The organism is Mesorhizobium sp. B263B2A (assembly GCF_020165775.1).
In the GTDB taxonomy this organism is placed as follows: Bacteria; Pseudomonadota; Alphaproteobacteria; order Rhizobiales; family Rhizobiaceae; genus Mesorhizobium; species Mesorhizobium opportunistum.
In genome coordinates this window covers 190,273-202,545 of record NZ_JAIUIU010000002.1, presented here as the reverse complement: position 1 = coordinate 202,545, position 12,273 = coordinate 190,273, and the positions used below count along the sequence as shown (strand labels likewise).

Here is a 12,273-nt window from a genome sequence, read left to right as displayed (position 1 = left end):
AAGCTAGCCTTCCTACGATGGCGTCATGTCGGTGCTCGCGTATTGCGATTAATGGGTAATCAGCGACGATCTCGACCTAGAAGGCTTACGCGACTGCGGTACTAGCGCCGGAGCACCACGCCCACGCTAAGCTGGATGCCGCATCGATGTTTCCCGGTCGGAAGCTGCTGGTCTGCTTCCGGCGCCATTGCGGCCGCGCTCGTAGCGCAAAATGTAGATTGACCCTTCTATAACTGACTCAGCGCTTGCATGGAAACTGGATGATGAGCCTCCGGGCCCACCAAAACTAACCTTTAGAGCTCTGATTTTATTGCGCTTTTTGTAAATGGCTCACAACGTGGACTCGAACCTCCTGTCGGAACAGTCCGCTTGGGACAAACTGCCGTCTCATAGGCACGAGAGTTCGACCGTTCCAGCAGCTGGGAGCACCGGGTCGGCAGAGATTTCTGAGCGAGTTCCCGATTTTCTTCAGCCAGTTTATGGGCCTTCCGAGGACTCAAGATCGCGCAGCCGCATTCGCCACGATGAAGACCGAATAGAGCGACTGCCTTGCCGTGATGAACAGGCGGTTGCGCTTCGGGCCGCCGAAGGTGAGGTTCGCAACCGTCTCCGGAATGCGGATCTTGCCGATCAACGTGCCGTCGGGGTCGAAGCAATGGACGCCATCGCCAGTGCCTGCCCAGACGCGGCCAAACGTATCCACCCGGAAGCCGTCGAACAGGCCAGCCGTGCAGGTCGCGAAAACGCCGAGTTCCTTGAGCGCGGCGTCCTCGACGGCGAACTTGCGGATGTGCCGCGGCCCGTCCTTCTGATGCGTGACGCCGGTGTCACCGACATAAAGGATCGTCTCATCCGGCGAGAAGGCGAGACCGTTGGGCTTCGCCATCGTCGAGACGACGCGTGCCACCGCGCCCCTTGCAGGGTCGGCACGGTAGACGTGGGAGCCCTCGATCTCCTGCTCGGCGCGGTCGCCCTCATAATCCGTCGTGAGGCCGTAGGGTGGATCGGAAAACCACACCGTGCCGTCCGATCGTACCACCACATCGTTGGGCGAATTCAGCCGCTTGCCCTCGAAACGATCAGCGATCACCGTGATCGACCCGTCATGCTCGGTGCGGGTGACGCGCCGCGCCCGGTGCTCGCAGGTCACCAGCCGCCCTTCGGTGTCGACTGTATTGCCGTTGGCGTTGCTGGACGGCGCCCGGAACACCGAGACGGCTCCATTGGTGTCGTCGTAGCGCATCATGCGGTCATTTGGGATGTCCGAAAACACCAGATATCGCCCAGCCGCGAACCAGGCCGGACCCTCCAGCCAGCGCCCTCCGGTCCACAGCCGCTCGACCGCCACGTGGCCGACGAAGCAACTCTCGAACCGCTCGTCGAAAACCTCGAAACCAGCGCCCTCGATATCTCCGAACATGCTTGTCCTCCATGAAACCGGCCTATCGTTAGCTTTCGCTGCCAGGCATTTTCAAGACTTGACCTGCAAAAATGTTAGCGATAACATCGATGCCAATTCAGTCCGTTTGTTTGGCTTGGGAGGGCCATGGATGCGGCCCAAACTCATAGAATTCATCGACATCTCCAAGCGCTTCGGCGGCACCCTGGCGTTGAAGTCGGTCTCGCTCGATATCCACGAGGGCGAGATCGTTGCGCTGCTGGGTGAGAACGGCGCCGGCAAGTCAACGCTGATCAAGACGCTGGCCGGCATCTACAAGCGCGACCAGGGAACAATCCGGTTTCGCGGCGAAGACTACCACCACCGCCCGCCGCGCCCGAACCAGCCGCAGAAGGTCGCCTTCATCCATCAGGATCTCGGCCTCATCGAATGGATGACAGTGGCCGAGAATGTCGGCATGACGCAAGGCTTCTCGCGCCGCTCTGGCCTGATCGACTGGCGCGACACAGAGCGTCGCGCCGAGAGCGCCCTGGCCCTGGTCGGCTGCGCCTTCGATCCGGCGACGCGCGTCCAGGATCTTTCCCGCACCGAGAAATCGCTGGTGGCCATCGCCCGCGCGCTCGCTACCGAAGCCGACGTGCTGGTGCTGGACGAGCCGACGGCAAGCTTGCCCGCGGACGAGGTCGAACGCCTGTTCCAGGCACTGCGACCGTTGCGTGAGCGCGGCGTCGGCATGATCTATGTCTCGCACCGCCTGGATGAAGTGTTCCGCATCGCCGACCGGGTCGCCGTGATGCGGGACGGCCGCATGGTGGCGGTCGAGCCGGTCGCCGAGACGACGCCGCAGGAACTGGTCGATCTCATCGTCGGCCGCCCGGCGCACCAGATGTTCGCCAAGTCGCGCTGGCAGGACGGACCCGAGCGGCTGAAAGTCGAGGACCTGCGCTGCGGCAGTATCGGACCGGTCCACTTCGAGGCGCGGTCCGGCGAACTTCTGGGATTGGTTGGCCTGCGTGGTGCTGGACAGGAGGCCGTCGGCCGCGCGCTGTTCGGCGCCGAGCCTTTCGACGGCACTATATCGCTCGACGGCAAACGCCTCGACCTGTCCTCGGTCGGTGCAGCCCTTGCCGCCGGTGTCGGCTTGATTGCGCGCGACCGCACCGAGGAGTCGGTGGCGCTGTCGCTGTCCGTGCGCGAAAACATGTATCTCAACCCGTCCGCCGCCGGCCGCGGGCTTTTCTCCTTCATGACGCCGGCGCGGGAAAGCGAACTGACGCAGGAACTTGGTACCCGGCTCGGGCTGCGGCCCAACGATCCGCATCTGCCGATAGAGGCGCTGTCAGGCGGCAACCAGCAGAAGGTGGTCGTCGGCCGCTGGCTGGCGACAGGACGCAAGCTGCTGATCGCCGAGGATCCGACGGCGGGTGTCGATGTCGGCGCCAAGGCCGAAATCTATCGGCTGATCGCGGCAGCCGTCGAAGCCGGGCTGGCGGTCGTCGTCGTTTCCACCGATTTCGAGGAAGTCGCCCATATCTGCCATCGCGCGCTGGTCTTCTCGCACAACCGCATCGTGCGAGAACTGGCCGGCGATGCCTTGACGACTGCGGCGCTTATCCATGCCGCCTCCGTGTCCGAAGCCGCCTGAGGAGTATCCATGAACTCGATCAAATCGACGGCGCTGGAGCCGACCCGCTCGGAACTCTCCGGGCTCAGCTTTGGCCAGAAGGCGGCACGCTATCTGCCGGTCTACGGCCTGCCGATCCTGACGCTGCTGCTCATCCTGCTATTCTCGCTGCTCCTGCCGCGCACCTTCCCGACGCTGCTGAATTTGCGTTCCATCGTCTCCGACAAGGCGATCATCGCCTTGCTGTCGCTGGCGGCGATGATCCCCATGGCTTCGGGCCGCATCGACCTGACGGTCGGCTACGGCATCGTGCTCTGGCATATCCTGGCCATTAGCCTGCAGACCGCCTTCGGCATCCCGTGGCCGATCGCGGTGCTGATCGTCCTGCTGCTCGGCGTCGTCACCGGCTTTATCAACGGCCTGCTGGTCGAGGTGGCGCGCATCGATTCCTTCATCGCCACGCTCGGCACCGGCACCGTGCTTTATGCTTTGGCCATGTGGTACACGGGCGGGCGCCAAGTCGTCGGCGTGCTTCCCGAAGGCTTTCTCGCCCTCAACGGCACGATGCTGTTCGGCCTGCCGATCACCGGCTACTACGTCATCGTCCTGGCGCTGGTGATGTGGCTTGTGCTCGAATACATGCCAATCGGGCGCTACCTCTACGCCATCGGCGCCAATCCCAAGGCCGCCGCGCTCAACGGCATACCGGTGCAGAAATTCGTCATGGGCGCCTTCGTCGCCTCCGGCGCGATGACGGCGCTTGGCGGCGTGCTGCTCGCCTCCAAGCTTCGCATCGGCCAAGCCAGCGTCGGCCTCGAATATTTGCTGCCGGCGCTCGTCGGTGCCTTCCTCGGATCGACCACCATCAAACCCGGCCGCGTCAATGTCTGGGGCACGATCATCGGCGTCGTCATCCTCGCCGCCGGCATTTCCGGTATCCAGCAATTCGGTGGCTCGTTCTGGGTGGAGCCGCTCTTCAACGGCGTCACCTTGCTCGTCGCGATCGGCATTGCCGGCTACGCGCAGCGGCGCCGGGGCGCTGTCGTGCCGCCTCCACCAGCCGCCAGCCAACCAACAAAGACAAATGACAATGCTTAATGGGAGAAGAAACATGCATCGCAGAACAGTCCTTCAGCTCGGCGTCGCCTGCCTGGCGCTTGGCATTGGCTCCAACGCGCTGGCCGACCCGATGGCCGACGCCAAGGCGGTGGTCGACAAATATGCCAGCAAGGTCGACAAATGGGATGGCCCGACGGCCGGACCGAAAGGTGCGGCCGGCAAGACGATCGTGGTGCTTGGCGCCGATATGAAGAACGGCGGCATCCTTGGCGTCACCAAGGGCGTCGAGGAAGCAGCCGCGGCCCTTGGCTGGACCGTCAAGACACTTGACGGCGCCGGTTCCATCGGCGGTCGCACCGCGGCCTTCGGCCAGGCGCTGGCACTCAACCCCGACGGCATCATCATCAACGGCTTCGATGCCGTGGAGCAGAAGCCGGCGCTGGAGCAGGCCAGGGCAGCCAAGATTCCGATGGCGGCATGGCATGCCGCTCCGACGGTCGGCCCGATCGACGATCTCGGCATCATCGCCAACGTCTCGACCGATCCGATGGAAGTGTCGAAGGCTGCCGCCGACTGGGCTTTCGTGAACGCCAAGGGCAAGCCCGGCGTCATCATCTTCACCGACTCGACCTACCAGATCGCCATCGCCAAGGCCGACCGCATGAAGAAGGAAATCGAGGATCTCGGCGGCAAGGTGCTCGAATATGTCGACACGCCCATCGCCGAGACCTCGCAGCGCATGCCGCAGCTCACCACCTCGCTGCTGCAGAAATACGGCGACCAATGGACTCACTCACTGGCGATCAACGATCTCTATTTCGACTTCATGGGACCGTCACTGGCGGCGGCCGGAAAGTCGGGCACCGACGCGCCGATAAACGTGGCGGCGGGCGACGGTTCCGAATCGGCCTACCAGCGCATCCGCTCCGGCCAATTCCAGAAGGTGACGGTTGCCGAACCGCTGAACCTGCAGGGCTGGCAGCTCGTCGACGAGCTCAACCGCGCCATGGCCGGCGAGAAATGGTCGGGCTACATCTCGCCGCTGCATGTTGTGACGTCGGACAATGTCGAATTCGACGGCGGGCCGGATAACCGCTTCGATCCGGGCAACGGCTACCGCGACCAGTACAAGAAGATCTGGGGCAAATAGGCGCCGATGAGTACCTCTGCAAACGGGCAGGACGGTCAACGGCCGGCGGTCAACCCGCCGGCCGTTGTGTTTCGCCTGGGTTCAGGCTGTATGACGCGCGATCACCTTCGGCGTCATGCCGACGACCACCCGGTCGTCAGGCGCCCGGCGCCCGTTGAGCAGGTCGAGCACGAGATCGGCGACACGGATGCCGATCTCGTGCGCCTCGACATCGATCGTGGTGATCGACGGCACCGACTGCTCGGCGAGGTCATAGGCGCCGAAGCCGGCGATCGCGACATCCTCGGGGACGCGGATGCCGCGCCGCAGGCATTCCATAAGCGCACCGAAAGCGGAAAGATCCGAAACGCACATCACCGCCTGCGTGTCCGGCCAGCGCGAAATCATCTCGACCATGGCGGTGGCGCCCTCGCGCATCGATATCGGCGGCACGCCGGAGGCAATGATGCGCGAGCCATCGAGACCGCGTTCCAGCAGTGCCGCGACGAAGCCGCGCCGGCGATCGAGGCCACGCGTGTCGCGCGATGTGTCACCGCCGATGAAGCCGAGCCTTGAATAGCCACGTGCGACAAAGTGGTCGACCATCAGCCGTCCGGCCTCGGCGTTGGAAAAGCCGACGACATGACCGATCGGATCGGCCGGCAGGTCCCAGGTCTCCACCACCGGGACGCCGGCATTCTCGAGCATCTTGCGGCAGCGTGGCGTGTGCCGTCCGCCGGTGACGATGATCGCCTCCGGCCGCCGCCGCAGCAACTGGCCGACCAGGCGCTCTTCCTCCTCGACATTGTAGTCGGTGAAGCCGAGCAGGATCTCCAGCCCGCTGTCGCGCAGGCCCTCGGTCATGCCGCGCACCGTGTCGGCGAAATTGGCGTTGTTGATCGAAGGTATCGTCACCGCGACAAAACCGGACCGGCGCGACGACAGGTTGGCGGCGATGCTGTCGAAGACATAGCCGAGTTCGTCCGCGGCCCGTATGATACGGTCGCGCGTGTCCGCGCTGATGGAGGTATCGCTCTTGAAGGCGCGCGACACGGTCATCGTCGAGACGTTGGCGCGACGCGCGACATCGGCCATGGTCGGACGTTTTGGCGAAGGCTGCATGGCCATACGTTATCGATATCACTGCTGAATGCAACGCACCGTCGCGGGTTACGAGAAGGCGATCTGAACCTTCATCGCCTGGCTGCGGTCGTTGGCGATTTCGAAGCCTGACAGCGCCTCGGCGAATGCCACGGTGTGGGTGATCAGAGGCTTCACGTCGATGAGCCCCTTGCGCATCAATTCGACGCCCACGGCGAATTCCGGATGGAAGCGGAACGACCCGTTGATGGACAGTTCCTTGGCGGTGACCACCGACATCGGCAGTGCCATCTCCGCACCACCAAGGCCGAGCTGAACGATCGTGCCGCGCGGCCGCAGCGCCGCGATGCCCAGCGCCAAAGCAGCGGCGGCTCCTGAACATTCATAGAGAATGTCGAACGTGCCCTTGTCGGCGAAATAAGGCGCTAGCCCATCCGGATCGGTTCGTGTGTTGATCGTGCTGTCGGCGCCGGCACGCGTGGCCATGGACAGGGTAAAATCAGTGATGTCGACGGCGACGATCTCGGCGGCGCCCGCGCGGCGCGCGCTGAGGATCGACAACAGGCCGATCGGCCCACAGCCAGTCACCAGCACACGCTTGCCCAGCATCTCACCGGCCCTGCGCGTCGCGTGGAGACAGACCGCCAGCGGCTCGGCCATCGCCGCTTCGGCAGCACTCAACCCATTGGCCGGCACGCATTGCGGTGCGTCCGCCACAAGCATTTCGCGGAACGCGCCCTGGATATGCGGGAACGGCATGGCGCTGCCATAGAAGCGCATGTTGAGACACTGGTTGTGCATCCCTTCCCGGCAGTACCGGCAGCTGTAGCAGGGCCGCGACGGCGAGACCGCGACCAGCTGGCCTGGCCGCAGTCCGTCGACGCCGGGGCCGAGCTTTTCGATGACGCCGGAGACCTCATGGCCGAGAATCATCGGCTCTTTGAGACGCACCGTTCCGAAGCCGCCATGATTGTAGTAGTGCAGGTCGCTGCCGCATATGCCGCCGGCGGCGAGACGCAGCAGCACCTGTCCCTGACCCGGCGCCTCGACCGGCCGGTCCTCGATGCGCAGGTCCTTCGCGGCGTGGATGACGATCGACTTCATGGTCAGTAGACTCCTCGGGCAATTCCAGGAAAAATGTGCAGCGGTTTTCCGTCCGAATCCGCGTAAAACAAGCCTAAAGCACCGGCGTGAGCAGCGGCTGGCCGGCGAAATGGGCGGCAAGATTGTCGCGCACCAGTTTGCCCATGGCCTTGCGCGTTTCGATGGTGCCCGACGCATGGTGCGGCTGCAGCAACACATTGTCGAGCGCCAGGAAGCGCGGATTGAGCTTCGGTTCGCCCTCGAACACATCGAGCGCGGCGGATCCGAGCACCTTTGCCTCGAGCGTGTCGAGCAGCGCATCCTCGTCGATGTTGGATGCGCGCGAAATGTTGATCAGCATGCCGTCCTCGCCGAGTGCCGCAAGCACATCCTTGTTGACGACGTGGCGCGTCGCGGCCGACGCGGCAAGCGTCACGAACAGGAAGTCCGAACGCCTCGCCAGCTCGACCGGATCGGCGACGAACGTCCAATCCGGGGCGAAATCCTTCGGCGCGACGTCGCTGTAGGCGATGTCCATGCCGAAGCCCGCGAGGCGCTTGGCCACCTCGTAGCCGATGCGCCCAAGACCGAGCACGCCGGCCCGCCGGCCCCAGACGCGGCGCTTGAGCGGGTAGAGGCCCTTCGCCGCCCAGCTGCCGTCGCGCACCCAGCGTTCGGCGCCGATCACGCCGCGCGACAGGCACAGCATCATGGCGATGCCGAGATCGGCGACGTCGTTGGTCAGCACGTCCGGCGTGTTGGTGACGCGCACGCCTCGCTCCCGGCATGCCGCGAGATCGACCGCATCGAAACCGACGCCGTAGACGGAAACAACCTCAAGCGAAGGGCAGGCCTCGATCATGGCGCGGTTCGCGCCGAGCTCGCCACGCGTGGCTATGCCGCGCACCTGCGGTCCGATCTCGGCGAGGAAAGCCTGCTTGTCATCAGCCGCGAAATAGCGGTGCACTGTAAAGGCTTCATTGAGCGGCTCCTCGTCCCATGCGGGGTAGGGTCCAACCTGAAGGATGTGAGGCCGCTGCATCGGTTTTCGCTCCAACTGACTTGACAACAATGTTATCGATAACATAACAACATTCAACGACGAGAGGCAATCGGGAAAATGTCGTCCACACTGTTCGATCTCATCGGGCGCGCGGCGCTCGTTACCGGCTCCTCCCAGGGCATCGGCTTTGCGTTGGCCAGGGGACTGGCCGAAGCCGGCGCCAAAGTGGTCCTCAATGGCCGCGACGGGGCAAAGCTCGCCGAGGCTGCGGCGCGGATAAAAGGGGCGGAGACACTCGCCTTCGACGCCACCGACCATGACGCGGTCCGCTCCGCTATCGACAGTTTCGAGCTGTCCGGCGGGCCGATCGACATACTGGTGAACAATGCCGGCATGCAATTCCGCACGCCGCTTGAGGACTTTCCCGCCGACGCGTTCGAACGCCTGCTGCAGACCAATGTCGCCAGCGTCTTCCATGTCGGCCAGGCCGTCGCCCGGCACATGATCCGTCGTGGGCGCGGCAAGATCATCAACATCGCCAGCGTCCAGACGGCGCTTGCCCGCCCCGGCATCGCGCCCTACACGGCGACCAAAGGCGCGGTCGGCAATTTGACCAAGGGCATGGCGACCGACTGGGCCAGGTTCGGCCTGCAATGCAACGCCATCGCGCCCGGCTATTTCGACACGCCGCTGAATGCCGCACTGGTCGCTGATCCGGCATTCAGCGCATGGCTTGAAAAGCGCACGCCGGCCGGTCGCTGGGGCAAGGTCGAGGAGCTGGTCGGGGCCTGTGTCTTCCTCGCCTCCGACGCGTCATCCTTTGTCAACGGACATGTCCTCTATGTCGATGGCGGCATCACAGCGTCGATCTGACCAGCCCCGCCGCATGGTCATCATGGGCGTTGCGGGGTCGGGCAAGACAACGATCGGCGAGGCACTCGCCCGCGCGATCTCGGCGACCTATCTGGATGGTGACCAGCTGCATCCGGAGGCCAACATCGCTAAGATGAGCGCCGGCATTCCGCTTGCCGACAGCGACCGGTGGCCGTGGTTGGCAAAGGTCGGCGAAACCCTGAGGCCAGGCACAATGCCCGTCATCGTCGGCTGCTCGGCGTTGAAGCGCGCCTATCGCGATTTCATCACCGAACGGGCCGGCGCGCCGGTGCTGTTCATCTATCTCGACGGTTCGCGCGAACTGATTTCCCGTCGAATGCGGGAACGCACCGGCCACTTCATGCCGACCAGCTTGCTCGACAGCCAGTTCGCGACACTGGAGATACCAGGCAAGGACGAGAACGCGATCAGGGTGGCGATCGACGCGCCGCTCAAGGAGATTGTCGCGGAGATAACAACGAAATTCGAGGAGTGGCCGTCATGACCAACAAAGTCGCACTGATCGGCGCCGGTGCCATGGGCGGGGCGATCGGTGAGCGCCTGCTTGCCACCGGCAATCGCCTCGCCGTGTTCGATCTCGACAAGGTCAAGGTCCAGGCGCTGGTCGCCAGAGGCGCGACCCCCATGACAAGTGCGGCCGAGGCCGCTGGCGCGTCCGACTATGTCATCCTCAGCCTCAATTCGGCGGCGATCGTGCGCCGCGCGGTGTTCGGCGACGGCGGCGTGGCGACTGGAGCCAAGCCTGGCACGCTGATCATCGACATGTCGTCCATCGAGCCCGATGCGACGCGCCAGCTCGCCGCGGACGCATGCGAGAAGGGTTTTCGCTGGGTCGACAGCCCGCTCTCGGGCGGTGCGCCGAAGGCGCTGACCGGCGAGTTGACACTGATGGCCGGCGGCGAAGAGGATGACGTCGAGGATGCCCACAATGTGCTGCGCGATGTTGCGGCCAACTACACCCATATGGGTCCGGCGGGCGCCGGCCAGACGACCAAGCTGATCAACCAGGTGCTGTGCGCGCTGAACTTCATGGCGGTGGCGGAGGCGACGCGGCTGGCGCTGGATGCCGGCGTCGACGTGCTGAAGATCCCGCAGGCGCTGAGAGGCGGCCGCGCCGACAGCGCCATCCTGCAGGAATACCTGCCGCGCTTCGCCAGCCGCGATTACCGCCGCACCGGCCGCATCGACAATATGGTGAAGGACCTCAATGCCGCGCAGGATCTGGCGCGGCGGACACACACGGCGATGCCGCTGACGGCCGTCTGCGCCGAGGTGCACAGGCTGCTGACAGCCGCCGGACTGGGCGGCGAGGATCAGGCCGCATTGATGGAATTTTTCCAACGCAAGGACGAGGACGGCAAATGATCACGCGCTACGCACTGTTTGAAGGCAAGGTGAAGGATGGCCAGACGGAGGCGTTCCGCCGGGACGTGATCGAGACTGTCCTGCCGAAATGGAAGGCCTTCCCCGGTGCGCTAGACGTGCGCGTCAGCTTTGCCGAGAAGCGCGACGACGGCGCGCCGGAATTTCCGATGATCCTGGCCATCAACTACCCCGACATGGCGGCCGTCGACGCGGCCCTTGCCAGCCCCGTCCGCGCCGAATCCCGCGCCGCGACCGAGGCGGTGCTGGGCAGATATTTCGAGGGCCGCATCCACCACCACGTCACCATCGCCAACGAGTTTCCGCTAGCCGGAGATTAGCCCCTATCATGGGGAATTTTCGACCCGGCAAACACCCGCTGCCGTATTGCTATCGAGGCGGCAGCGGCGCGGATCACCAGCTGCTTTCTTCAGGCTGCGCGGGCGAAGCGATCGACCCTGAAATCGTCGAGCGGCGTTTCGCAACGGTCGGTCATGATGAGCTCGGCCATGGCATCGCCCACGCCCGGACCGAGCTGGAAGCCATGTCCGCTGAAGCCGAAGGCGTGGAACAGGCGTGGCGTCGTCGCCGAGCGTCCCATGATCGGCAGCATGTCTCTGACATAACCCTCGCAGCCGGACCACGTGCGGATGACCGCGACCCGCGCGATTCCCGGCAGCAACCGTGCGACGGCGCGCAACTGCGTCGGCAGGCGTATGGGATCCGCGTTTGCATGGCCAGGATCCAGGTTAACTGCCACCCTTTCGGCCGCTCCGCCGAAGACGATGTTGCCTCGCTCGACCTGACGCAGATAGGCGCCATGGTCCTTGTTGCGCGTCCAGATGCCGACCACCGGCAAGATACGATGCGGCAGCGGCTCGGTCACGCCCATCTGCGGGCCACGGGCGTCGAGCGGAACCGCTTCGCCGAACTGCGCGGCGATGCGCGCGCCCCAAGCACCAGCGGTGTTGAGCAGACACTCGGCGGCGAATGCACCTTTTGAACTGGCTACAAGGAAGCTGGAGCCTGTGTGCCGGATCGTCTCGACCTCAGTCGCCTCGGCGATTTCCGCGCCCAGTTTGCGGGCGGCCTCGGCGAATGCCGGTGCGATCAGCCTCGGATTGCCGCTGCCGTCCTGCGGCGAGAACGACGCCGCGATCGCCTCGGCACCGAGGCCGGGAAAGCGGGCACGGATCTCGGGTGGGCCGAGCTCCTCGAGGTCCAGCCCCCAGGGCCGCGCCGCCTCGGCATAGGCCCGCATGTCGGCGAGGCTATCTTCATCGAAGATCAGCCGGATATGACCGGTAGCGCGGAATTCCACGTCGCGGCCAAGCATTTTTTCGGCCTCGCCCCACAGCCTGAGCGAGCGATGGGCCAGCGGAAGCTGGGACAGATCACGCCCCGTGCGCCGAATGTTGCCGAAGGAGGCAACCGTTGCTCCTGTGCCGATCCGATTGCGCTCGATCAAGGTAACGCGCGCGCCGCGCCGGGCCAGGAAATAGGCAGAAGCCGTTCCCATCAGTCCGCCGCCCAGCACGATCACATCCATGGCGCGGCCTCTTGCAAAACAGCACTCTATCCTATGACTGATCTTGTCCGCGCCGTGGCATTGCGTCAAA

General features: G+C 64.5%; 12 protein-coding genes. 7 read left to right on the top strand and 5 right to left on the bottom strand.

The features are described 5' to 3' along the window. Window positions 1–496: 496 nt before the first annotated feature. The gene (locus LB568_RS06265; RefSeq protein WP_224729612.1) at window positions 497–1,420 is read right to left on the bottom strand and encodes an SMP-30/gluconolactonase/LRE family protein; all 924 of its coding nucleotides are present in this window, start codon (window positions 1,418–1,420) and stop codon (window positions 497–499) included. 130 nt (window positions 1,421–1,550) lie between these two features. Here LB568_RS06265 and LB568_RS06260 point away from each other — a divergent pair, with 130 nt between their 5' ends. The 3 genes from LB568_RS06260 to LB568_RS06250 are packed head-to-tail and all read left to right on the top strand — an operon-like array spanning window position 1,551 to window position 5,232. Further along, complete coding sequence (locus tag LB568_RS06260; RefSeq protein WP_224729611.1) at window positions 1,551–3,044, top strand: sugar ABC transporter ATP-binding protein; 1,494 nt, start codon at window positions 1,551–1,553, stop codon at window positions 3,042–3,044. 9 nt (window positions 3,045–3,053) lie between these two features. Next, window positions 3,054–4,121, top strand: a complete 1,068-nt coding sequence (locus LB568_RS06255; protein WP_140572095.1) for an ABC transporter permease — start codon at window positions 3,054–3,056, stop codon at window positions 4,119–4,121. 13 nt (window positions 4,122–4,134) lie between these two features. Next, window positions 4,135–5,232 (top strand): substrate-binding domain-containing protein, encoded by a 1,098-nt coding sequence (locus LB568_RS06250; RefSeq protein ID WP_013894031.1) that lies wholly within the window; start codon window positions 4,135–4,137, stop codon window positions 5,230–5,232. Between the two features lie 81 nt (window positions 5,233–5,313). On the opposite strand, the gene LB568_RS06245 is transcribed toward LB568_RS06250, so the two are convergent. From LB568_RS06245 to LB568_RS06235, 3 genes are all read right to left on the bottom strand, one after another. Next, entirely contained in the window at window positions 5,314–6,333 is a 1,020-nt protein-coding gene (locus LB568_RS06245; protein ID WP_224729610.1) for a LacI family DNA-binding transcriptional regulator, read from the bottom strand. A gap of 48 nt (window positions 6,334–6,381) precedes the next feature. Then, complete coding sequence (locus LB568_RS06240) at window positions 6,382–7,416, bottom strand: L-idonate 5-dehydrogenase (RefSeq protein WP_023769175.1); 1,035 nt, start codon at window positions 7,414–7,416, stop codon at window positions 6,382–6,384. Window positions 7,417–7,489: 73 nt separating this feature from the next. Further along, the gene (locus LB568_RS06235; RefSeq protein WP_140572096.1) at window positions 7,490–8,437 is read right to left on the bottom strand and encodes a 2-hydroxyacid dehydrogenase; all 948 of its coding nucleotides are present in this window, start codon (window positions 8,435–8,437) and stop codon (window positions 7,490–7,492) included. Between the two features lie 78 nt (window positions 8,438–8,515). Here LB568_RS06235 and LB568_RS06230 point away from each other — a divergent pair, with 78 nt between their 5' ends. From LB568_RS06230 to LB568_RS06215, 4 genes are read left to right on the top strand one after another with little or no spacing between them, the layout of a single operon-like run. Continuing rightward, window positions 8,516–9,271: an SDR family oxidoreductase gene (locus LB568_RS06230; protein ID WP_140780239.1), complete on the top strand. Its 756-nt coding sequence runs from the start codon at window positions 8,516–8,518 to the stop codon at window positions 9,269–9,271. A 13-nt stretch (window positions 9,272–9,284) separates the two neighbouring features. Then, a complete protein-coding gene (locus LB568_RS06225; protein ID WP_041164127.1) occupies window positions 9,285–9,776 on the top strand; it encodes a gluconokinase in 492 nt (163 codons plus the stop codon). Beyond that, the gene (locus LB568_RS06220) at window positions 9,773–10,657 is read left to right on the top strand and encodes an NAD(P)-dependent oxidoreductase (protein ID WP_224729609.1); all 885 of its coding nucleotides are present in this window, start codon (window positions 9,773–9,775) and stop codon (window positions 10,655–10,657) included. The genes LB568_RS06225 and LB568_RS06220 overlap by 4 nt, the downstream gene beginning before the upstream one ends. Further along, window positions 10,654–10,995, top strand: coding sequence for a hypothetical protein (locus tag LB568_RS06215; protein ID WP_224729608.1), 342 nt, complete (start codon window positions 10,654–10,656; stop codon window positions 10,993–10,995). Before LB568_RS06220 ends, LB568_RS06215 begins: the two co-directional genes overlap by 4 nt. A gap of 89 nt (window positions 10,996–11,084) precedes the next feature. Here the strand turns inward: LB568_RS06215 and LB568_RS06210 are convergent, their stop codons facing one another. Next, window positions 11,085–12,203 carry an NAD(P)/FAD-dependent oxidoreductase gene (locus tag LB568_RS06210; RefSeq protein ID WP_224729607.1) on the bottom strand — a complete coding sequence of 373 codons (1,119 nt, stop codon included), beginning with the start codon at window positions 12,201–12,203 and terminating at the stop codon, window positions 11,085–11,087. Between the last annotated feature and the right edge of the window lie 70 nt (window positions 12,204–12,273).

Excerpts from the sequence above, each read along its gene's own strand:
- LB568_RS06265 (WP_224729612.1), bottom strand. The coding sequence starts at position 1,420 with ATGTTCGGAGATATCGAGGGCGCTGGTTTCGAGGTTTTCGACGAGCGG.
- LB568_RS06240 (WP_023769175.1), bottom strand. The coding sequence starts at position 7,416 with ATGAAGTCGATCGTCATCCACGCCGCGAAGGACCTGCGCATCGAGGAC.
- LB568_RS06225 (WP_041164127.1), top strand. The coding sequence starts at position 9,285 with ATGGTCATCATGGGCGTTGCGGGGTCGGGCAAGACAACGATCGGCGAG.
- LB568_RS06220 (WP_224729609.1), top strand. The coding sequence starts at position 9,773 with ATGACCAACAAAGTCGCACTGATCGGCGCCGGTGCCATGGGCGGGGCG.
- LB568_RS06215 (WP_224729608.1), top strand. The coding sequence starts at position 10,654 with ATGATCACGCGCTACGCACTGTTTGAAGGCAAGGTGAAGGATGGCCAG.
- LB568_RS06250 (WP_013894031.1), top strand. The coding sequence starts at position 4,135 with ATGCATCGCAGAACAGTCCTTCAGCTCGGCGTCGCCTGCCTGGCGCTT.
- LB568_RS06235 (WP_140572096.1), bottom strand. The coding sequence starts at position 8,437 with ATGCAGCGGCCTCACATCCTTCAGGTTGGACCCTACCCCGCATGGGAC.
- LB568_RS06245 (WP_224729610.1), bottom strand. The coding sequence starts at position 6,333 with ATGCAGCCTTCGCCAAAACGTCCGACCATGGCCGATGTCGCGCGTCGC.
- LB568_RS06230 (WP_140780239.1), top strand. The coding sequence starts at position 8,516 with ATGTCGTCCACACTGTTCGATCTCATCGGGCGCGCGGCGCTCGTTACC.
- LB568_RS06255 (WP_140572095.1), top strand. The coding sequence starts at position 3,054 with ATGAACTCGATCAAATCGACGGCGCTGGAGCCGACCCGCTCGGAACTC.
- LB568_RS06260 (WP_224729611.1), top strand. The coding sequence starts at position 1,551 with ATGCGGCCCAAACTCATAGAATTCATCGACATCTCCAAGCGCTTCGGC.
- LB568_RS06210 (WP_224729607.1), bottom strand. The coding sequence starts at position 12,203 with ATGGATGTGATCGTGCTGGGCGGCGGACTGATGGGAACGGCTTCTGCC.